Raw genomic sequence first — 18,491 nt, 5'->3', positions numbered from 1 at the left:
TTTCTGGAATAGTTCTAGACAGTCGAACGGCTATTTTGTGCAATGCGGCAGCTGCCGTGGCGCGGTGTTTTCGGGACGGGCAAGGAATGCGGCTGATCGCCGAAAATCTGGGCGGCGAACGCGGCGGCGAGACGATTTTTTCCGGCATCGGTTTTGTCCTGGAAAAAGGCCAGGCTCTGATCGTCACCGGGCCGAACGGCGCGGGGAAATCGACGCTGCTCAGGGTAGTTGCCGGGCTGCTGCCGGTGGCGGCAGGCCGTTTGCTTATCGAAGGCGGGGCTGAGGACTTTCCCTCGGTCGCCTCAGCCTGCCACTATCTCGGCCACCAGAACGCGATGAAGACGGCGCTGAGCGTGGCGGAAAATCTCCGCTTCTGGCGCGATTTTTCGGGCGCGGATTTTTTGAGCGCCGAACAGGCGCTGGCAATGGTCGGGCTTGACGGTATCGGCCATCTGCCGTTCGGCTATCTCTCCACCGGGCAACGCCGCCGCGCGGCGATCGCAAAACTGCTGGTCAGCCGGCGGCCGCTGTGGCTGCTCGACGAGCCGACGGCCGGGCTGGACAAGGCTTCGGAGGAGCGATTCGGCGGGCTGATGCGGGAGCATTGTTCGGAGGGCGGAATCATTATTGCGGCGACGCATCTGCCGCTGGGAATTGAGGGGGCACAAGGGTTGGCAATGGGGGAGGCAGTTTGATGTCGGTGCTCCACGGCGCCCCCCTCTGTCCTGCCGGACATCTCCCCCACTTGGGGGGAGATTGGCAGCTCGAGCGCCCCGCTCATCCTTGCAACGTTGGCAATTGGCGAAAGCCGGAGCGACATGCAATCTCCCCCCGTGTGGGGGAGATGTCCGGCAGGACAGAGGGGGGCGCGAAGGAACTCTACATTTCGCCTTGCCACCAACAAAGGGCCGCATCGTAATGTGGTCCCTCTTCCTGCGCGATATCCGCCTGAGTATCCGGGCCGGCGGCGGGGCGCTGACCGGCGTGATCTTCTTTCTCGCGGTGATCGCCACGATCCCATTCGGCGTCGGGCCGGACCTCAATCTGCTTGCCCGCATCGGCCCGGCGATCCTGTGGATCGGCGCCTTGCTGGCTTGCCTGCTAGGTCTCGACCGATTGTTCCAGGCCGACCGGGAAGACGGCTCGCTCGATCTGCTGGTGCTCGGCGACGACCGGCAGATGCTGGCGCTGACCGTGCTGACGAAATGCCTGGCGCATTGGGCAGGAAGCGTGCTGCCGCTGGTCATCGCGGCACCCTTACTCGGCCTGTTCATGAATATGGAGCCGATCGGCATCGGCGCCACGGCGCTGACCCTTCTGGTCGGCACGCCGGCGATCACCTTCATCGGCGCTGCCGGTGCGGCGGTAGCGGTGGCGCTGCCGCGCGGCGGGCTGCTGATCTCGGTGCTGGTGCTGCCGCTGACCATCCCGGTGCTGATCTTCGGCGTCTCGGCAAGCTATGGCGCGGTGGCCAACCCCGATCCGTTCCTGCAACCTTTCCTCATTCTTGCCGCGCTGACCTTGTTTCTTGCCGTGCTGGGGCCGGTTGCGGCAGCGCTGGCGCTGCGCCATGGAACGGACTGATGTGGCCGCTACGCATAGAAAATCCGATCTTTCTCCAGACCATCTACGGCCACTATCCGGACCTGTCTTCTGTCGAGATCACCAAGGCCGAAATCAGTCGCGACGGGCCTAGCCTGCACCTACATTTTATATCGACCCGTCTCCCCTACCGGCCTCCCGTCAAATGGGGACCATTCAACGCGGTGAATTTTGAACTCGCGTTCGAAGGAGTCGAGTCGATCAGCGTTCGCAAGTTCCAGAGTCATGACAGGAGCGCGGTCAGAATGTGGGACGACGCAGGCAAAATTCTGCTCACCTGCGAAGGGGCTGTCAGGCTGTCCCTGACATGCCAGTTCGTGCGCATCATCAAAATATCCGGTCTGCTGCAGTCGCAATAGATGAACTTCCGATTCCTAGTGACCGCAAATCCGCCGCAGACGCCGTTCATTGCGACGAACAGCCAGTGCAGCTATTAACTTCACTGCAAGAAGCCTTGGATCGGGAAATGAGCGTACACGCCCTCTATGTGACCGCAGCCTATGCCATCACGGCCGTAGTGCTGGCCGGGCTGATCGGCTGGATCCTGTTCGACCAGCGGGCACGCAGACGAGACCTCGCCGAGCTGGAAGCATCCGGCGTGCGGCGGCGCTCCGACAAGGCGGGGAAATCATGAGCATGGAGACGGAAACGCCGGCGCGCTCACGCCGCCTGATCGTGCTGTTGCCGCTGCTGATTTTCCTCGGGCTGGCGGGGCTGTTCCTGACGCAGCTGCTGTCCGGCCGCGACACTTCGGAAGTGCCATCGGCGCTGATCGGCCTGCCGGCGCCGCAGACCAATCTGCCGGCGCTGGAAGGCATGAATTTACCGGGGCTCGATTCCAGGCAGTTCGCCGGCAAGGTCACGCTGGTCAACGTCTTCGCGTCGTGGTGCGGGCCTTGCCGCGACGAACATCCGCTGCTGCTGGCGCTGTCGCAGGACAAGCGCTTCGTCATGGCCGCGCTCAACTACAAGGACCAGCCGGAAAACGCCCGCCGGTTCCTCGGCGATCTCGGCAACCCGTTCCAGGCGATCGGCGTCGACGCGGCAGGGCGCGCGGCGATCGACTGGGGCGTCTACGGCGTGCCGGAAACCTTCGTCGTCGGCAAGGACGGCAAGATCGCCTACAAGCACGTCGGCCCGCTGACGCCGGGCTCAGCACAAACGCTGCTGCTGCCCGAAATCGAAAAAGCGCTGGCGGCGCCGGGCTGAGACACCGGAAACGCGATGGACGAACGAGACATCCGCGATCATTTTCTGGCTCAGGCGAAAGCCTGCGATGGACTTGGCTCGCCCTTCACCGCGAATTTATGCCGTGCGCTAGCCAAGGTTCTCGAGGCAAACACCAGGACCGGGCAGGCGGTGCTCGGCTGGCCGGGCGACGCGCGCGCCGACGGCCTCGCATTGCGGCTCTGCGGCGCGCTGCATGCGTTGGTCCTGACAGGTGCCAGTGAGCGGCTGGCACTGATCTATCCGCCCAACCAGACAAGCGAATCCGAGATCGCGGCGGTGCTGCTGGAGGCAATTGCGCTATCCGACGAGCGGATCGTCGCCGGCCTCGCCGGCGTGCCGCAGACCAATGAAATCGCCCGGTCGGCGATGCTGCTGCCTGGATTTCTGACGGTGGCGCGGGAAACCGGCCTGCCGCTGGATCTGTGCGAGATCGGCGCCAGCGCCGGGCTCAATCTCCTGTTCGACAGCTTTCACTACCGCTATGGCGATGCCGAGTGGGGCGACCCGGCCTCCCCCGTGCGGTTGGCACCGGAGGTGCGCGGCCTCGCAGTTCCACTTGGTGGAGCGATCAACATCCGCCATCGCGCCGGCTGCGACATCGCACCGGTCGATGTCGCCGACGCAGCGGCGCGGTTACAGCTTCGGTCTTACATCTGGGCCGATCAGGCAGCGCGGTTGGCCCGGCTCGACGCCGCGCTGTCACTTGCCGAAAAGCTTCAACCGCTGCTTGTCAAAGCGGACGCGGCGGATTTTGTCGAGAAGGCACTGGCCGCACGCCAGCAGGGCGGCGCCTTCGTGCTCTATCATTCGACCATGTGGCAATACCTGCCGCGGGCGACCAAGGATGCCATCACCGCCACCCTGGAGCAGGCGGGCAGACAGGCCACGGCCGCTGCGCCTATCGCAAGGCTGAGGATGGAGCCGCGCGATCCCACAAAGCCTTGGGCGGTACTCAGCCTCACTCTATGGCCCGGCGGCGAGACACGCCGCCTGGCCCATTGCGATTACCACGGCCGCTGGATCGAATGGATCGGCTAAGCCGATCAAACAGTTCTGGTCGCGCATGATCTCGTCCGAAAAGTCTGCAACTTTTCGGGATCATGCGTTCGCCTCAGCCGTAGATCTGCTTGTGGACCTGGTAGAGCATTTCGCTGCGGTCGGCGCGCATGTCGGCCAGATCGCGGCTGGAAAACGAGTCGATTTCGGCGATGAGGCGGTTGTATTGCCGGCGCTTGGCGATGCTGGTGCGAGCGCGGCTCACGAGGCTGTCGAGAATCATAGCGAGGTTCCTTCTGTGCCGCATTGTTGCGGCAGGTTGTTCCTCCCTGATCGATACGCAGCATGACATAGTTATGGTGCGCCGCAAAAAGAAGATGTTGCAATGCACCATTGCACTGAGCGCATAGCCGGTTAACGGCGCATGACCCGTCATTTGGGTTTTGCCATCTGAGCAAGGGCCGCATTGCCTGTCCCGATATCAACGATCTTGCCATATCGATCGCCGGCTGGCTTGATCGCGCCGGCACCAACGATTTGCATGACCGGGAGGAAACCATGGCCGCCGAAGACTACGAAATTCTCGATCCGCGCTTTGCGCGGCTGTTCAACGGCAACGCGCAGGTGGACAAGCTGTTCACCGGATGCCGGTGGGCCGAAGGGCCGGCCTGGTTTGCGGCCGGCCGTTATGTGGTGTGGTCCGACATTCCCAACAACCGCATGCTGCGTTACGACGAGACCGACGGCAGCGTCAGCGTGTTCCGGCAGCCGTCGGGCAATTCCAATGGCAACACCGTGGACCGGCAGGGCCGGCTGGTCACTTGCGAGCATTCGGGCCGCCGCGTCAGCCGCACCGAGCATGACGGCTCGATCACCACCATTGCCGACAAATGGCGCGGCAAGCGGCTGAACTCGCCCAACGATGCGGTGGTCAAGTCCGACGGGTCGATCTGGTTCACCGACCCGACCTACGGCATCGATACGGATTATGAGGGCGACAAGGCCGAGAGCGAGATCGGCGCCTGCCATGTCTACCGGGCCGACCCCGGCACCGGCGAGATCGAAGCGGTGATCACCGACATGGTCAGGCCCAACGGGCTTGCCTTCTCGCTCGACGAGAGCAAGCTCTACGTCGTCGATACCGGCCGCACGCATGGCGCGCAGAATCCGGCGCATATGCGGATGTTCGATGTCGACGGGGCCGGCAAGAAGGTCTTCGGCGGAAAGGTCTTCGCCGATTGCACGGCCGGCCTGTTCGATGGTTTCAGGCTCGACGACCATGGCCGGATCTGGACCAGTGCCGCCGACGGCATCCATTGCTACGACCCCGACGGGACGCTGATCGGCAAGATCAAGGTGCCGGAAGTCGTCGCCAATTGCGTGTTCGGCGGCAACAAGCTGAACTGCCTCTACATCGCCGGCACCACCTCGCTCTACATGGTCCGGCTGATGGTCAACGGCGCAAAGACATTTTGAGCGGCCGTCAAGCAACATCCAGGGAGGCCTCCATGCCATTCGTGAACATACGCCTCGTCAAGGAGGTGATTGCCGATGATCCGGCCGGCAAGAAGGCCGCGATCGCTGCCCAAGTGACGGCGGCGATCACCGACGCCACCGGGCTGACCAGCAACGACGTCTGGGTGGTTTTCGAGGAGGTCGCTGCGCGCGACTGGTTCGTCGGCGAGACCGATGTCGAGACGCTGAGACGGAAGGGCTAATCTCCCGACGGGCACGGCAGCGGCGCGGAAGTTTGCGAGAGGCTGCGGGACCGCGCCCCCCTCTGCCCTACCGGGCATCTCCCCCACTTGGGGGGAGATCGGCAGCTTCGTCGCCTAGCCTGTCTTTCAAGGTTGGAGGGTGGCGAAAGCGGGGATGACGGCCAATCTCCCCCCTTGTGGGGGAGATGTCCGGCAGGACAGAGGGGGGCGCGAAGGATCGCCGGCGCTCGCTTCGCGTTCGCTCCGCTCCGGACAAGAAAGCACGGTGGCCGCCGTTTTCGGGCGATTCGTTGCCGGGCACACTACCACATCGTCTGCTTGTAGCTTTCGTCCAGCCAGCGGTCGGTCGCCTCGGCCGAATCGGCGAGCGCCAGCTGATCGCGCAGGATCTGGCCGAGCGTCGGCAGCGTCGCACGGTCGTACCAGGTTTCCGGCTTCCACAGATCGGAGCGCATGAAAGCCTTGGCGCAATGCATGTAGGCGGCCTTGACCGTCACCAGGACGACGCTTTGCGGTTCCTTGCCGTCGACGGCGAGCCGCTCGCGCAAAGCCGCATCGACGGTGATGCGGGCGTCGCCATTGACGCGCAGCGTCTCGTTCATGCCCGGGATGAGGAAGAGCAGGCCGACCGAAGGGTTGAGAAGAATGTTCTCCAGCGTGTCGAGCCGGTTGTTGCCGGGCCGGTCGGGGATGGCGATGGTCTTCTCGTCGAGCACGGCGGCAAAGCCCGGTCTGTCGCCCTTCGGCGTCACATCGGCATTGCCGGCGCCGTCGGAGGAGCCGATCAGGACGAAGGGGCTTTTGCCGATGAAGGAACGGCTGTGGCCATCCAGCGCTTTCAGTTCCTTGCGGATCGAGCCGTCGGTCGGCCGAGGCGTCTTGTAGATCGTTCTCAGCTCGTCGCGCGTGGTGACGAATTCCATGCCCTCTCCTTGATCGTTACTTGCCGGGCCTCCCTTCTGTTCCGGTCTTGCCTTCAAGCGAATGGCGCATGATCAGCGGCATCTGGCTGAAGGTGAAAAGAAGGGTGATGGGCATGATGCCCCAGACTTTGAAGGTAACCCAGGCGTCGGTGGAAAAATTCCGCCAGACCACTTCGTTGACAAGGGCCAGAAACAGGAAAAACAGGCCCCAGCGGAAGGTGAGTTTCTTCCAGCCCTCGGCATCGAGGCTGAACGCCGAATCGAAGACGTAGCCGAGCAGCGACTTGCCGAAGAACAGGCCGCCGAGCAGCACGCCGCCGAAGAGCATGTTGACGATGGTCGGCTTCATCTTGATGAAGATGTCGTCCTGCAGGTAGAGCGTCAGCGCGCCGAAGACGAAGACGACGACGCCCGATACCATCGGCATGATCGGCAAGGTGCGGGTGAGCAGCCAGGAAGCGATCAGCGCGATCGCGGTCGCGGCCATGAACAGGCCGGTGGCGACGAAGATCGGCCCGCCGAGCTCGGCCAGCGCCGGAAATTTCTGCGACAGCCATGCGCCACGGGCGTTGGCGAAGAAGAACACCATCAACGGGCCGAGCTCCAGCACCAGCTTGAGCAGCGGATTGACGCCTTCCTTCTTTCGTTTCTGCGGGTCGGACGGGTCGCGTTCGAGGATGCGCGGGTTCATAGGCTTTCCTTCTTGCGCATGATCCTGTCCAAAAAGTCTGCAACTTCTTGGGATCAAGCTTGTTACGCCACTCCAGCGATCGCCCTGGCGAACTCGCTTGCGGAGAATGGTTCGAGGTCGTCGACCTGTTCGCCGACGCCGATGAAATAAACCGGCAATTTATGCTTTGCCGCAATCGCCACCAGAATACCGCCGCGTGCCGTGCCGTCCAGCTTGGTCATCACCAGGCCGTTGACGCCGGCGACGTTACGGAAAATCTCGACCTGGTTGAGCGCGTTCTGGCCGGTGGTGGCGTCGACCGTCTGCAGCACGGTGTGCGGCGCCTCCGGATCGAGCTTGCCCAGCACCCGGACGATCTTTTCCAGTTCCGCCATCAGCTCGGTCTTGTTCTGCAGCCGCCCGGCGGTGTCGATGATCAGCACGTCGGAGCCGGCTTGCCTGGTCTGTTCGAAGGCATCGTAGGCAAGACCTGCGGCGTCGGCGCCGAGTTTTGAGGCGATGACCGGCGACTTGGTGCGCTCGCCCCAGATCTTCAATTGCTCGATCGCGGCGGCGCGGAACGTGTCGCCGGCCGCGAGCATCACCGACAGGCCGCCGTCGGTCAGCTTTGCCGCCAGCTTGCCGATCGTCGTGGTCTTGCCGGTGCCGTTGACGCCGACGACAAGGATGACATGCGGCTTGTGGCTGAGGTCGAGCTCCAGCGGCAAGGCGACATGGGTCAGCACCTTCTCCACCTCGGCCGCCATGATGGCGCGCACTTCCGTTTCGGAGACGTCCTTGCCGTAGCGGCTGGCGGCCAGCGAATCGGTGATGCGCAAAGCCGTCTCCATGCCGAGATCGGCGCGGATCAGCACGTCTTCCAGATCCTGCAGCGTGTCCTCGTCGAGCTTGCGCTTGGTGAAGACGCCGGCGATGTTGCCGGACAGCTCCCGGGAAGAGCGGGCGAGCCCCTCCTTCATGCGCTGGAACCACGAGCGTTTCGGCGCCGGTTCCGGCGCCTTCTGCGGCTCGGCTCTCTGCTCGACCTTTTTGGTGACGGTGACCTTGCCGGGAGCCGGCTTGGGCTCCGGCGGTGGTTGCGGAACGGGCTCGCGCTTTACCTCCGCCTCGATGGGGGAGGTCCCGAGCGAAGCTCGGGGGTGACTGGCGCCGGCGCTGTCACCCCACCCCGCCGCTTCGCGGCCACCCTCCCCATCGAGGCGAGGGTGGGGCGGTGGGACGGCTTCAGGCTCGGGCGCTATCTCGGCAAGGATCGGCTTCGCCTCGATCGGCGCCGGCTGGCGAATCGGCGGCGGGATTTCGGCCGCCGGCGCCTCAGGCCCGGGCGCAGTTAAGGGGGCCTCGGCTGGCGGTGCGGCATCTTGCGCAGGTCCGCGCTGCCCCTCACCCTTACCCTCTCCCCGTGAAGGACGGGGAGAGGGGGGCGTCAGCGTCGGAGCTTCTTCTTTGCCGCTTTCAAAAGGAGGCTCGGCGGGACGATCAGCACCCTTCTCCCCGTCCCTATACGGGGAGAAGGTGCCGGCAGGCGGATGAGGGGCTGCGTCACGTTCGGATGACGGACCCGCAGTGTGGACGATCTCAGGCTGCGTCGGTGCTGGCTCAGGAATTTCCTCCAAGCCCGGAGGAGACTCGGGAATGACGGGAGCTGCCGGAATCTCGTCTGGCGCCGGCTCCTCGACAGGCGTCTCCGGCTCCTCGACCGGAGCAGGTTCCGGCTGGATTTCAGGCTCGGGTGGAATGGCCGGAGCGGCCTCGGCCTCTTCAACAGGCGCCGGTTTCAGCGCCTCGAGCGCATCCCATTTGATCGGCGGCAGCGGTGCGGTCTCGTCGATCCGCTCCTCGACCACTTCCTTCTTGCCGAACGAAAATATCTTCTTGAGAAAACCAGCCATGTTCTTGCGTCTCAGGCGGCGCGGGCGGCAAGCGGCGCCGCGATCAGCCGCGAGCCGTCATCGCCGGCGATATCGGCCTCGACGATTTCGCCCGGCGCGCCCCCGGAGATCGCGGCAAGCGTAAACCCTTCGGTGCGGCCGAGCCCATCGCGCTCGACCAGGATCGACTGGCGTGTTCCGGCGAGCGAGGCAAGGTGGCTGCGATAAGCGGCGTCACCGGCGGCGCGCAGCCGTGCCGCACGCTGCTTGACCAGTTCGCGGCGAAGCTGCGGCATGCGCGCGGCGGGGGTGCCTTGGCGCGGCGAAAATGGAAAAACGTGGAGATGCGTCAGCCCGCATTCCTCGACGATGTCCAGCGATTTTTCGAACATGGCGTCCGTCTCGGTCGGGAAGCCGGCGATGATGTCGGCGCCGAAGACGATGCCAGGACGCAGTTTGCGCAAATCCTGGCAAAAACGGATCGACTGATCCCGGTTGTGCCGGCGCTTCATCCGCTTCAGGATCATGTCGTCACCGGCCTGCAGCGACAGATGCAGATGCGGCATCAGCCTGGGCTCGGTGGCGACGGCTTCGAGCAGATCGTCGTCAGCCTCGATCGAATCGATCGAGGAAAGGCGCAGGCGTTGCACGTCAGGCACCTGCTTCAGGATTGTCTTGACCAATTTGCCGAGTTTCGGGCTGCCCGGCAGGTCGGCGCCGAAACTGGTCATGTCGACGCCGGTCAGCACGATTTCGGCATAGCCATTGCCGCTCAGCCGCTTGACCTGTTCGACCACGGCGCCCATCGGCACCGAGCGCGAATTGCCGCGGCCATACGGTATGATGCAGAAGGTGCAGCGGTGGTCGCAGCCGTTCTGAACCTGGACGAACGCCCGCGCCCGGCCTTCGATGGCGTCGACCATGTGGCCGGCCGTCTCGCGCACCGAGAAGATATCGTTGACGCGAGCCTTCTCGGTGTCGTTGACGCCGAAATCCGGCAGCGCGCGATAGGAATGCGCCTTCAGCTTTTCCTCATTGCCAAGGACGAGATCGACCTCGTCCATGGCGACGAAGTTTTGGGGCTCGGTCTGCGCGGCGCAGCCGGTGACGATGATGCGGGCCTGCGGGTTCTCGCGACGGGCCTTGCGGATCGACTGTTTTGCCTGGCGCACCGCCTCGCCGGTGACGGCGCAGGTGTTGAAGATGATGGCGCCACCTTCCAGCGCGCCAAGGCCGGCGCTTTCCGCCTCTCGCCGCATCACCTCGGATTCATAGGTATTCAGCCGGCAGCCGAAGGTGACGACGTCAACACCTTTGGGAAGAGTGGGCCCCCTGGAAAGAGCGGCCATCAGGCGGCGCTTTCGGTGTCGCGCGCCCACACGCCGGTCGCCGGGTCGAAGCTGCCGGAAAATTCCCATTCGGCTGCACCGGTGAGGATGACGTGGTCGTCGCCGCGCCACTCGACATGCAAGGAGCCGCCTCCGGGCGTCACCAGAGAGACGCTGCGTCCGGTCCGCCTGGTGCGCGCGGCAGCGACGACGGCGGCACAAGCCGCCGTGCCGCAGGCCTTGGTCAGGCCGGCGCCGCGCTCCCAGGTGCGGATGACCATCGTCTCGGGCGAGGTCACCCGCGCGATGGTGATGTTGGCGCGTTCGGGGAAGATCGGGTGGTTTTCGAGCAGCGGACCGAAGCGGTCGAGTTCGTAGGACCAGACGTCGCGGTCGACCCAGAAGATGGCGTGCGGATTGCCCATCGATACGACCGAGGGGGAGTGCAGCACCGGCGCGTCGATCGGGCCGACCTGCAGCTCGATCATGCGGGTATCGCGGAATTCCTCGGCGAGCGGAATATCCTGCCAGCCAAAACGCGGCTTGCCCATGTCGACCGAGATCAGCCCGTCGGCATGTTCTTCAGCGTTGAGGATGCCGGCGACGGTCTCGAAGGCGAATGTCTTCTGGCCGGTCTCGGCGGCAAGCGCCTGCACCACGCAACGCATGCCGTTGCCGCAGGCCTGCGCGCCGGTTCCGTCGGAGTTCAGGATGTCGATGAAATAGGCGGTGCCCGGCGTTCTGGCGTCGTGGATCGCCATGATCTGATCGAATTTCGTCGTGGCGTCGGCATTGAGCGCAAGGGCGGCAGCCGGCGTCACCCGATCGGCGCGACCGCGCATGTCGGCAACGATGATCTCGTTGCCGATGCCGTTCATCTTGGCGAAGGGGGCAGTGCTTGCCATGGATCAAAAGGTCTCATGCCGGTTTGGCGCCTATATGGCGGATAGCGGCCGGAATTACCAGTGCGAGACGCCAGCGCGCCATGCGTTGACTTGGACGGACAAAGTACGCTCTGACATTTTTAAACCTGCGCATCGTGCTTTCTGAAAATCGATTCCGATTTTCGGGCCAGTGCTGTCTACGCCACCGCGAAGACGCCAAGCATGACCAGCAGGAAGATGATCAGCACGATGCCGATGAGAATGCGGGCGCCGGTGGCGGCGGCTCCGGCCAATGCCGGCATGCCGAGCAGGCTGGCCGCGGCCGCGATAATCAGAAGAATGATGATCCATTTGATCATGGGAAAATCCCTCGCAGCCAACGGTTGTGGACGACTACCAACGCGGTTACGACGTCCCCGGTTCCCCTGGGGCTGGGATCGCCTGCCTAGAGCGCCGGCACGTCCCAGACTTCGCCGGGACGCAGAGCGCGAAAGCGTTCTTGCGGGACACCTTGATCGTCGAGGGCCTCGCCCAGCTTTCTTGCCGGCTCGTCGATCGGCTCGTTGGTGAGCCGGAACGTGCCCCAATGGCAACCGGCGGCATAGGCGGCGTTGCACAACAGCATGCCTTGCACCGCCTCCTCCGGGTTCTGGTGGTGTGGCGCCATGAACCAGCGCGGCTCGTAGGCGCCGATCGGCAGGATAGCGAGGCGGAAGCCGCCGTGCCTTCCGGCCATCAGCCGGTAATTGATGCCATCGTGGAAACCGGTGTCGCCGGCGAAATAGACCTTTCCGCCCGGCGTCTCGACCACAAAACCCGCCCACAGCGCCATGCGCCGGTCGCGGGTGCCGCGCGCCGACCAGTGGTGCACCGGCTCGACATGGACGGCGACGTCGTTGCCTATCTCGACCCGCTCGCCCCAGTCATGCACGGAAAGCCGCATGCCGCGAACGCCAGCGTCGATGATGGCGTCGTTGCCGAGCGGCGTCAGCACCAGCGGGTCGTGCTTTGTCTTCAGCCGCTTCAGCGTGGCCAGGTCGAGATGATCGTAGTGGTTGTGGCTGACCAACACGAGGTCGATCGGCGGCAGGTTGGAGAAGGCGATGCCCGGCGGATTGACCCGTTTCGGCCCGGCAAAGGGAAGCGGCGAGGCGCGCTGCGACCAGACCGGGTCGGTAAGGATATTCAAGCCGGCTGTCTGGATGAGAAGCGAGGAATGGCCGACCATGGTCAGCCTCAGCCCGGAGCCGTCGATCCGCTTGGCCGGTGTCGCCTGACGAAACGGACTCGGATCCGCCGTCGGCCATTTTGAGCGTTCGCCGCCCAGCTGCCACTTCAATAGATCGGAAAAGCGGGCAGGCGGCTTGCCGTTGGGATTGAAGAACAAGGTGCCGTCGAAATGATCGCTGAGCGGCCCGCTATAGTAGCGGTTGGCCACCCTTTTCCTCGCAGCCAAGATTTCGCCTCCGGCAAGGTTCGGTTTCATCAGAAATAGGACCGAAGCGGGCTGGCGCAAGCATTTGGCGGCCGGACGCCAGGGGCAGGCCTGTCCAGGCAAACCGCTGCGCAGTCTCGGGTCTAGGGCAGGTTTCGGGCGGCACGCATTTGTGGCAAAGTTGCAACAGGTGCCGCCGCAAATGCTATTTTAACCATACAGGGTTGAAATTTTGCCACCTTCTCCGTCTTGGTAAAGGGGATATTGTGCGGACGGCAGCCCAGCCGGATCCGACGGAGGTTTGAAATGAGTTTTTCGAAAACCGGTCTGCTGGCCGTATCGCTGGCCGCGCTCTTTGCCAGCGGCTGTTCAACGTCACGGTTCTCGTCGATGGACCAGCAGCCGGCGCCGCTGCAAGCCGCGCCCTCCGGCACGGTGACCGCAAACCAGCTGCCGCCGCCGGCGTCGCCCGGCACCGCCGACCCGTCGAAATTTCCGACGGCGCCGCAAGGCCCTCAGGTCGCCTCGCTGCCGCCGGACGGAACGGCTCCGGCCGGAGCCCCGGATCTTACCGCAAGCAGCGTCGCCGGCGTGTGGAAGGCCAGCGTGTCCGGCCAGAGCTGCCAGGTGGCGACGCCGCAGACCAAATTCGGCTCCGGCTATCGGGCTGGACCGCTGCATTGCCCGGCGCCGATCGACGGCATCAAATCCTGGAACGTCGCCGGCAAGCAGTTGACGCTGTACGACGCGAATGGCGGCACGCTGGCACGGCTCTATTCCTCTGGCGGAGAGAAATTCGACGGCCAGACTTCCAACGGCCTGCCGATCTCGCTTACAAGAGGCTGACCCGGCCGCCCTTAGTGTTTTTACGCGATTCCGGGCCGAAAACCGTTACACGCTTTTCCCGGAATTGCTCTCTTTTGTTTTTACGCAATTCCGGACAGAAAACCGCTACACACTTTTCTTGGAATTGCTCCGGAACGACGTGACCGATGCATCTGCGTGACGGCCTTCAGACCCATGCGACCGTCCGGCAGCGTTACGACCATTGGGTCGACACGGGCGTGATCGACCGCGATCGGGCGCAGGAGCGGATCGTCGCGGCACTCGACCGGCTGATCGACGAGATTTCGGCAAAACGGCTGGCGCACAAATCGAGCGCGCTGGGCTGGCTGTTCGCTCGCAAGCGCGAGACGCGCGAGGCCGTCAAGGGCCTCTATATCCACGGCGGCGTCGGCCGCGGCAAGACCATGCTGATGGACATGTTCTTCGAACTGGTGCCGGTCCGGCGCAAGCGCCGTGTGCATTTCAACGACTTCATGGCCGATGTGCAGGACCGCATCCAGAAGCACCGGCAGGCGCGTAAAGAGGGCACCGTAAGGGAAGACGACCCGATCGCGCCGGTGGCCCGCGCGTTGGCCGAGGGAGCCTGGGTGCTGTGCTTCGACGAGTTTTCCGTCACCGACATCGCCGATGCGATGATCCTGTCGCGGCTGTTCTCGGCGCTGTTTGCCAACGGCGTCGTGCTGGTCGCCACGTCCAATGTCGCGCCGCAGGATCTCTACGGCGACGGCTTGAACCGCAAGCTTTTCCTGCCCTTCATTGGCATCCTGGAGCGGCATGCGCAGGTGCTGGCGCTGGACGCCGACAAGGACTATCGGCTGGACAAGCTCAGCCGCCTGCCGGTCTATGTCACCCCCGCCGATGCCGCCGCCGATGCTGTTCTCGACGAGGCCTGGAAAGTGATGACGCATGGCAGGCCGACGCAGGCAGCGGCCCTTACGGTAAAGGGCCGGCAGGTCGTGGTGCCGCGCGCCGCCCGCGAAGCGGCGCGGTTTTCCTTTGGGGATCTGTGCGAAAAACCGCTCGGCGCCCGCGATTTCCTGGCGATTGCCGGCCGCTTCTCGACCGTCTTTATCGATCATGTGCCGGTGCTTGGCGAAGGCATGCGCAACGAGGCGAAGCGCTTCATCCTGCTGATCGACACGCTCTACGACCATCATGTGCGGCTGGTGGTGAGCGCCGCCGCACCGCCAGCGGAGCTTTATACGGCCAAGCGCGGCAACGAGGTCTTCGAGTTCGAGCGCACGGCGTCGCGGCTAATCGAGATGCAGAGCCACGAATGGCTGGAAGACTGGGTGGAGAGGCGGAAGGCGCGGGTGGTGCCTGTGGAGGCGAGGCAGGCGCAGGCCTGAACCTCGTTTCGTAGCGTTCCGTCACACCCCCTCTGTCCTGCCGGCGCCTAGAGTCGATATACATACATCACGACATCCTCCGCCGGCCCGTGTGGCTCCTTCCGCGCCTCATAAAGCGAGCGTGCCGAGACATTGCGCGGCTCGGTGCCGACCCAAGCCTCCTCGCAGCCATGCTCCCGGCCGAGCTCAAACATGGCGTCGAGCATCTTCGTTGCTATGCCTTGGCGCTGGAAGGCCGGCGCCACGCCGACTTCGTCGATGTAGAGTTCGCTCACCTTGTCCGGGTGGCGGTGGATGACGGCCGCGCATTGGCCGACGACTATGCCATCGGCCAATGCCACGATCATGAAATGACCTGATGAGGCGAGATAGGCGGCGAGCCGATCCAGCCTGACCGGTTCATCGAACACATCTTCGGCGACCCGCATCACAAGGGCGTCATCGCCGGGAAACAGCCTTCTTATTTCCATCTTCATTGCGTAATTTTCCTAAGCTTGTCTCAATTCTTTTGACGCTTACGTAATTCCCGTTGTTTCTAACCGATTGAAATTATTCACTCCAAAATAATCGTTTGAATATTTTACACGCCGGGGCTATTGGGTGCGACGATCTTCGCGGCTTCCCAGCAGCATTCCGGTCTCCTTCCTCGACGCCGTCACCCAATTTCGTTAAGGGATTTGGACGCCGTCACAGTCTAAAGGGAAAACATCCTGACATGGCACGCAACAAGATAGCGCTCATCGGCTCGGGCATGATCGGCGGCACGCTCGCCCACATGATCGGCCTCAAGGATCTCGGCGACGTTGTGCTGTTCGATATCGCCGAGGGCATCCCGCAAGGCAAAGGGCTGGATATCGCGCAGTCGTCGCCGGTCGATGGGTTCGATTCCAGGCTGACCGGCGTCAACGATTATGCCGGCATCGAGGGCGCCGACGTCTGCATCGTCACTGCCGGCGTGCCGCGCAAGCCCGGCATGAGCCGCGACGACCTTCTCGGCATCAATCTGAAGGTCATGGAGCAGGTTGGCGCGGGTCTCAAGAAATACGCGCCGAAAGCCTTCGTCATCTGCATCACCAACCCGCTCGACGCCATGGTCTGGGCGCTGCAGAAGTTCTCCGGCCTGCCTAAGAGCCATGTCGTCGGCATGGCCGGCGTGCTCGACAGTGCGCGCTTCCGCTACTTCCTGGCCGAGGAATTCAAGGTGTCGGTCGAGGATGTCACCTCCTTCGTGCTCGGCGGCCATGGCGATTCCATGGTGCCGATGATCCGCTATTCGACGGTCGCCGGCATCCCGCTGCCCGACCTCATCAAGATGGGCTGGACCTCGAAGGAAAAGCTCGACCAGATCGTGCAGCGCACCCGCGACGGCGGCGCCGAGATCGTCGGCCTGCTCAAGACCGGCTCGGCCTTCTACGCACCGGCCGCCTCGGCGATCGCCATGGCCGAAGCCTATCTCAAGGACAAGAAGCGCGTGCTGCCCTGTGCTGCGCATCTCTCCGGCCAGTATGGTGTCAAGAACACCTATGTCGGCGTGCCGGTGGTGATCGGCGCCGGCGGCGTCGAGCGCGTCATCGAGATCGAGCTCGGCAAGGCCGAGCAGAAGATGTTCGACAATTCGGTGGCGGCGGTGCAGGGCCTGTGCGAGGCTTGCGTCAAGATCGCTCCGCAACTCGCCGCCAAGTGATCCCCCAGCAGCTGATCTGGAGACAACGCGCATGAACATCCATGAATATCAGGGCAAGGCGCTGCTGAAGGGCTTTGGCGCGCCGGTGGCCGAAGGCGTGCCGGTGTTCAGGGCAAGCGAGGCGGAAGCCGCCGCCAGGGCACTGCCCGGCCCGCTCTATGTGGTAAAAAGCCAGATCCATGCCGGCGGTCGCGGCAAGGGCAAGTTCAAGGAGCTCGGCGCCGACGCCAAGGGCGGCGTCAGGCTGGCGAAATCGGTGGCCGAAGTGGTCGCCAACGCCAAGGAAATGCTTGGCCACACACTGGTCACCAAGCAGACCGGCCCGGCGGGCAAGCAGGTCAACCGGCTCTATATCGAGGATGGCGCCGACATCGAGCGCGAGCTCTATCTGTCGCTGCTGGTCGACCGCTCGGTCGGCCGCATCGCTTTCGTCGTTTCGACCGAGGGCGGCATGGACATCGAGGCGGTCGCCCACGACACGCCGGAAAAGATCATCACCGTCGCCATCGACCCGGAAAAAGGTGTGACGGCGGATGATTTGAAAGAACTCAACGGCGCGCTGAAGCTCGATGGCGACGCCGCCAAGGATGGCGAGACGTTGTTCCCGATCCTCTACAAAGCCTTCGTCGAGAAGGACATGAGCCTGCTCGAGGTCAACCCGCTGATCGTCATGAAGAATGGCCGGCTGCGCGTGCTCGACGCAAAAGTGTCGTTCGACAACAACGCGCTGTTCCGTCATCCCGACGTGATGGAGCTGCGCGACATCACCGAAGAGGACGAGAAGGAGATCGAGGCGTCGAAATACGACCTCGCCTATGTCGCGCTCGACGGCAATATCGGCTGCATGGTCAATGGCGCCGGCCTCGCCATGGCGACGATGGATATCATCAAGCTCTACGGCGCCGAGCCCGCCAACTTCCTCGACGTCGGCGGCGGTGCGTCGAAGGAGAAGGTGACGGCGGCGTTCAAGATCATCACCAAGGATCCGGCGGTCAAAGGCATCCTGATCAACATCTTTGGCGGCATCATGAAGTGCGACATCATCGCCGAGGGCGTTATCGCGGCGGTCAAGGAAGTCGGCCTGCAAGTGCCGCTGGTGGTGCGGCTGGAAGGCACCAATGCTGAGCTCGGCAAGAAGATCATCAACGACAGCGGGCTCAACGTCGTCTCGGCCGATGACCTAGACGATGCGGCCAAGAAAATCGTGGCGGCGGTGAAGGGCTGAGCCTGATGGGCCAACCAGTTTCTCCGTTGATCGGTGGCTTGGCCCTCATGGGAATGGGACTTGTTTGGCTTTGTCTGGTTGCTTTAGTCAAAGCCGGGTGGGGCGATGAAAGAAAGGCGATAAAGTACGGTCTGTTTCTGCCTGGGCAGTTTGAATTTCAGGCGCAATTTCGACCGGTCTTCGTTGGCATTGCTCTTTGGGTATTCAGGCCAATCGCGTGGACCATGTTGGTGGGCGGTCTTTGCACGTCTCTCTATGGTGTGTTTGAAAAATTTCAGGTTTGGGTCCAATCGTAATGCCTCCGCACAAGATAAACCTGGTCGAGGCGGCTGATCAGAAGATCAAAAAGGTCTTCGATCCGCATGTCGCCGGCGACGTCAACGATGCCCAGGTCAAGATCGCCAAGTTCGGCGACGTCTTCGACTGGCACGCGCATGACAACGAGGACGAAGCGTTCCTGGTGCTGCGCGGCCGCATCGCCATCGATTTCCGCGACGGCACGGTGGAGCTTGGCAGCGGCGAGTTCATCGTCGTGCCGCGGTCCGTCGAGCACCGGCCGCGCTCGCTGAGCGAACAGCCTGTGGTGCTGATGTTCGAGCCGGCGACGACCCTCAACACCGGCAACGCCAAAAGCGACCTTACCGTCGCCGATCTCAAGCGGCTCTGACCTGACGATGGCCGCGCAGCCTTCCTCCATCAACGGTTTGTA

The 18,491-nt window shown here is 63.5% G+C and carries 23 protein-coding genes; 14 read left to right on the top strand and 9 right to left on the bottom strand.

Going from position 1 to position 18,491, the window contains the following annotated elements:
• The first annotated feature begins 86 nt into the window (after positions 1-86).
• The 6 genes from ccmA to BQ8794_RS23040 all read left to right on the top strand — a co-directional run bounded on the left by ccmA (position 87) and on the right by BQ8794_RS23040 (position 3,870).
• Positions 87-695, top strand: a complete 609-nt coding sequence (gene ccmA, locus BQ8794_RS23070) for a heme ABC exporter ATP-binding protein CcmA (RefSeq protein WP_077380932.1) — start codon at positions 87-89, stop codon at positions 693-695.
• A gap of 223 nt (positions 696-918) precedes the next feature.
• A complete protein-coding gene (gene ccmB, locus BQ8794_RS23060; RefSeq protein ID WP_077380931.1) occupies positions 919-1,584 on the top strand; it encodes a heme exporter protein CcmB in 666 nt (221 codons plus the stop codon).
• Entirely contained in the window at positions 1,584-1,961 is a 378-nt protein-coding gene (locus tag BQ8794_RS23055; protein ID WP_077380930.1) for an Imm50 family immunity protein, read from the top strand. Before ccmB ends, BQ8794_RS23055 begins: the two co-directional genes overlap by 1 nt.
• 107 nt (positions 1,962-2,068) lie before the next feature.
• Positions 2,069-2,236, top strand: a complete 168-nt coding sequence (ccmD, locus tag BQ8794_RS23050; RefSeq protein WP_077380929.1) for a heme exporter protein CcmD — start codon at positions 2,069-2,071, stop codon at positions 2,234-2,236.
• Positions 2,233-2,811: a DsbE family thiol:disulfide interchange protein gene (locus BQ8794_RS23045; RefSeq protein ID WP_077380928.1), complete on the top strand. Its 579-nt coding sequence runs from the start codon at positions 2,233-2,235 to the stop codon at positions 2,809-2,811. Before ccmD ends, BQ8794_RS23045 begins: the two co-directional genes overlap by 4 nt.
• A gap of 15 nt (positions 2,812-2,826) precedes the next feature.
• Entirely contained in the window at positions 2,827-3,870 is a 1,044-nt protein-coding gene (locus BQ8794_RS23040) for a DUF2332 domain-containing protein (RefSeq protein WP_077380927.1), read from the top strand.
• Positions 3,871-3,943: 73 nt separating this feature from the next.
• Here BQ8794_RS23040 and BQ8794_RS35720 read toward each other — a convergent pair whose 3' ends face one another.
• Positions 3,944-4,264, bottom strand: coding sequence for a hypothetical protein (locus BQ8794_RS35720; RefSeq protein ID WP_167378805.1), 321 nt, complete (start codon positions 4,262-4,264; stop codon positions 3,944-3,946).
• A gap of 122 nt (positions 4,265-4,386) precedes the next feature.
• On the opposite strand from BQ8794_RS35720, the gene BQ8794_RS23030 reads away from it, so the two are divergent.
• Complete coding sequence (locus tag BQ8794_RS23030; RefSeq protein WP_077380925.1) at positions 4,387-5,304, top strand: SMP-30/gluconolactonase/LRE family protein; 918 nt, start codon at positions 4,387-4,389, stop codon at positions 5,302-5,304.
• Positions 5,305-5,336: 32 nt separating this feature from the next.
• The gene (locus BQ8794_RS23025; RefSeq protein WP_077380924.1) at positions 5,337-5,546 is read left to right on the top strand and encodes a tautomerase family protein; all 210 of its coding nucleotides are present in this window, start codon (positions 5,337-5,339) and stop codon (positions 5,544-5,546) included.
• Positions 5,547-5,848: 302 nt separating this feature from the next.
• On the opposite strand, the gene BQ8794_RS23020 is transcribed toward BQ8794_RS23025, so the two are convergent.
• The 7 genes from BQ8794_RS23020 to BQ8794_RS22990 all read right to left on the bottom strand — a co-directional run bounded on the left by BQ8794_RS23020 (position 5,849) and on the right by BQ8794_RS22990 (position 12,699).
• Positions 5,849-6,469 (bottom strand): pyridoxamine 5'-phosphate oxidase family protein, encoded by a 621-nt coding sequence (locus tag BQ8794_RS23020; RefSeq protein ID WP_077380923.1) that lies wholly within the window; start codon positions 6,467-6,469, stop codon positions 5,849-5,851.
• Positions 6,470-6,485: 16 nt separating this feature from the next.
• On the bottom strand, positions 6,486-7,160 hold the full coding sequence (locus tag BQ8794_RS23015) for a septation protein A (protein ID WP_077380922.1): 675 nt from the start codon (positions 7,158-7,160) through the stop codon (positions 6,486-6,488).
• 62 nt (positions 7,161-7,222) lie between these two features.
• On the bottom strand, positions 7,223-9,052 hold the full coding sequence (gene ftsY, locus BQ8794_RS23010) for a signal recognition particle-docking protein FtsY (RefSeq protein WP_077380921.1): 1,830 nt from the start codon (positions 9,050-9,052) through the stop codon (positions 7,223-7,225).
• A gap of 11 nt (positions 9,053-9,063) precedes the next feature.
• Positions 9,064-10,380, bottom strand: a complete 1,317-nt coding sequence (gene mtaB, locus BQ8794_RS23005) for a tRNA (N(6)-L-threonylcarbamoyladenosine(37)-C(2))-methylthiotransferase MtaB (RefSeq protein WP_077381024.1) — start codon at positions 10,378-10,380, stop codon at positions 9,064-9,066.
• Positions 10,380-11,264 (bottom strand): diaminopimelate epimerase, encoded by an 885-nt coding sequence (dapF, locus tag BQ8794_RS23000; protein WP_077380920.1) that lies wholly within the window; start codon positions 11,262-11,264, stop codon positions 10,380-10,382. The genes mtaB and dapF overlap by 1 nt, the downstream gene beginning before the upstream one ends.
• Positions 11,265-11,440: 176 nt before the next feature.
• On the bottom strand, positions 11,441-11,602 hold the full coding sequence (locus BQ8794_RS22995) for a DUF1328 family protein (protein WP_077380919.1): 162 nt from the start codon (positions 11,600-11,602) through the stop codon (positions 11,441-11,443).
• 86 nt (positions 11,603-11,688) lie between these two features.
• Entirely contained in the window at positions 11,689-12,699 is a 1,011-nt protein-coding gene (locus tag BQ8794_RS22990; protein WP_077381023.1) for an MBL fold metallo-hydrolase, read from the bottom strand.
• A gap of 285 nt (positions 12,700-12,984) precedes the next feature.
• On the opposite strand from BQ8794_RS22990, the gene BQ8794_RS22985 reads away from it, so the two are divergent.
• Together BQ8794_RS22985 and zapE are read left to right on the top strand one after the other, a co-directional pair.
• Positions 12,985-13,524, top strand: a complete 540-nt coding sequence (locus BQ8794_RS22985; RefSeq protein ID WP_077380918.1) for a protease inhibitor Inh/omp19 family protein — start codon at positions 12,985-12,987, stop codon at positions 13,522-13,524.
• Positions 13,525-13,670: 146 nt separating this feature from the next.
• Positions 13,671-14,873, top strand: coding sequence for a cell division protein ZapE (zapE, locus tag BQ8794_RS22980; protein ID WP_077380917.1), 1,203 nt, complete (start codon positions 13,671-13,673; stop codon positions 14,871-14,873).
• A 47-nt stretch (positions 14,874-14,920) separates the two neighbouring features.
• Here the strand turns inward: zapE and BQ8794_RS22975 are convergent, their stop codons facing one another.
• The gene (locus BQ8794_RS22975; RefSeq protein ID WP_077380916.1) at positions 14,921-15,349 is read right to left on the bottom strand and encodes a GNAT family N-acetyltransferase; all 429 of its coding nucleotides are present in this window, start codon (positions 15,347-15,349) and stop codon (positions 14,921-14,923) included.
• Between the two features lie 239 nt (positions 15,350-15,588).
• Here BQ8794_RS22975 and mdh point away from each other — a divergent pair, with 239 nt between their 5' ends.
• From mdh to BQ8794_RS22955, 4 genes are read left to right on the top strand one after another with little or no spacing between them, the layout of a single operon-like run.
• Positions 15,589-16,557: a malate dehydrogenase gene (mdh, locus tag BQ8794_RS22970; protein WP_077380915.1), complete on the top strand. Its 969-nt coding sequence runs from the start codon at positions 15,589-15,591 to the stop codon at positions 16,555-16,557.
• A gap of 31 nt (positions 16,558-16,588) precedes the next feature.
• Positions 16,589-17,782: an ADP-forming succinate--CoA ligase subunit beta gene (gene sucC / locus BQ8794_RS22965; RefSeq protein ID WP_077380914.1), complete on the top strand. Its 1,194-nt coding sequence runs from the start codon at positions 16,589-16,591 to the stop codon at positions 17,780-17,782.
• A gap of 5 nt (positions 17,783-17,787) precedes the next feature.
• Positions 17,788-18,078: a hypothetical protein gene (locus tag BQ8794_RS36090; RefSeq protein ID WP_210189852.1), complete on the top strand. Its 291-nt coding sequence runs from the start codon at positions 17,788-17,790 to the stop codon at positions 18,076-18,078.
• Complete coding sequence (locus BQ8794_RS22955) at positions 18,078-18,449, top strand: cupin domain-containing protein (RefSeq protein ID WP_077380912.1); 372 nt, start codon at positions 18,078-18,080, stop codon at positions 18,447-18,449. The genes BQ8794_RS36090 and BQ8794_RS22955 overlap by 1 nt, the downstream gene beginning before the upstream one ends.
• Positions 18,450-18,491: the final 42 nt, after the last annotated feature.

It is taken from the genome of Mesorhizobium prunaredense, from assembly GCF_900156895.1.
In the GTDB taxonomy this organism is placed as follows: domain Bacteria; phylum Pseudomonadota; class Alphaproteobacteria; order Rhizobiales; family Rhizobiaceae; genus Mesorhizobium; species Mesorhizobium prunaredense.
This window is presented reverse-complemented; position numbering and strand designations above follow the sequence as displayed.

Bases quoted from the DNA above. Each gene is read 5' to 3' on its own strand.
- BQ8794_RS35720 (WP_167378805.1), bottom strand. From the start codon at position 4,264: ATGACGGGTCATGCGCCGTTAACCGGCTATGCGCTCAGTGCAATGGTG.
- sucC (WP_077380914.1), top strand. From the start codon at position 16,589: ATGAACATCCATGAATATCAGGGCAAGGCGCTGCTGAAGGGCTTTGGC.
- ccmB (WP_077380931.1), top strand. From the start codon at position 919: ATGTGGTCCCTCTTCCTGCGCGATATCCGCCTGAGTATCCGGGCCGGC.
- BQ8794_RS23020 (WP_077380923.1), bottom strand. From the start codon at position 6,469: ATGGAATTCGTCACCACGCGCGACGAGCTGAGAACGATCTACAAGACG.
- ccmA (WP_077380932.1), top strand. From the start codon at position 87: ATGCGGCTGATCGCCGAAAATCTGGGCGGCGAACGCGGCGGCGAGACG.
- ftsY (WP_077380921.1), bottom strand. From the start codon at position 9,052: ATGGCTGGTTTTCTCAAGAAGATATTTTCGTTCGGCAAGAAGGAAGTG.
- mtaB (WP_077381024.1), bottom strand. From the start codon at position 10,380: ATGGCCGCTCTTTCCAGGGGGCCCACTCTTCCCAAAGGTGTTGACGTC.
- BQ8794_RS23045 (WP_077380928.1), top strand. From the start codon at position 2,233: ATGAGCATGGAGACGGAAACGCCGGCGCGCTCACGCCGCCTGATCGTG.
- zapE (WP_077380917.1), top strand. From the start codon at position 13,671: ATGCATCTGCGTGACGGCCTTCAGACCCATGCGACCGTCCGGCAGCGT.
- ccmD (WP_077380929.1), top strand. From the start codon at position 2,069: ATGAGCGTACACGCCCTCTATGTGACCGCAGCCTATGCCATCACGGCC.
- BQ8794_RS36090 (WP_210189852.1), top strand. From the start codon at position 17,788: ATGGGCCAACCAGTTTCTCCGTTGATCGGTGGCTTGGCCCTCATGGGA.
- dapF (WP_077380920.1), bottom strand. From the start codon at position 11,264: ATGGCAAGCACTGCCCCCTTCGCCAAGATGAACGGCATCGGCAACGAG.
- BQ8794_RS23025 (WP_077380924.1), top strand. From the start codon at position 5,337: ATGCCATTCGTGAACATACGCCTCGTCAAGGAGGTGATTGCCGATGAT.
- mdh (WP_077380915.1), top strand. From the start codon at position 15,589: ATGGCACGCAACAAGATAGCGCTCATCGGCTCGGGCATGATCGGCGGC.
- BQ8794_RS23030 (WP_077380925.1), top strand. From the start codon at position 4,387: ATGGCCGCCGAAGACTACGAAATTCTCGATCCGCGCTTTGCGCGGCTG.
- BQ8794_RS23015 (WP_077380922.1), bottom strand. From the start codon at position 7,160: ATGAACCCGCGCATCCTCGAACGCGACCCGTCCGACCCGCAGAAACGA.
- BQ8794_RS22975 (WP_077380916.1), bottom strand. From the start codon at position 15,349: ATGAAGATGGAAATAAGAAGGCTGTTTCCCGGCGATGACGCCCTTGTG.
- BQ8794_RS23040 (WP_077380927.1), top strand. From the start codon at position 2,827: ATGGACGAACGAGACATCCGCGATCATTTTCTGGCTCAGGCGAAAGCC.
- BQ8794_RS22995 (WP_077380919.1), bottom strand. From the start codon at position 11,602: ATGATCAAATGGATCATCATTCTTCTGATTATCGCGGCCGCGGCCAGC.
- BQ8794_RS23055 (WP_077380930.1), top strand. From the start codon at position 1,584: ATGTGGCCGCTACGCATAGAAAATCCGATCTTTCTCCAGACCATCTAC.
- BQ8794_RS22985 (WP_077380918.1), top strand. From the start codon at position 12,985: ATGAGTTTTTCGAAAACCGGTCTGCTGGCCGTATCGCTGGCCGCGCTC.
- BQ8794_RS22955 (WP_077380912.1), top strand. From the start codon at position 18,078: ATGCCTCCGCACAAGATAAACCTGGTCGAGGCGGCTGATCAGAAGATC.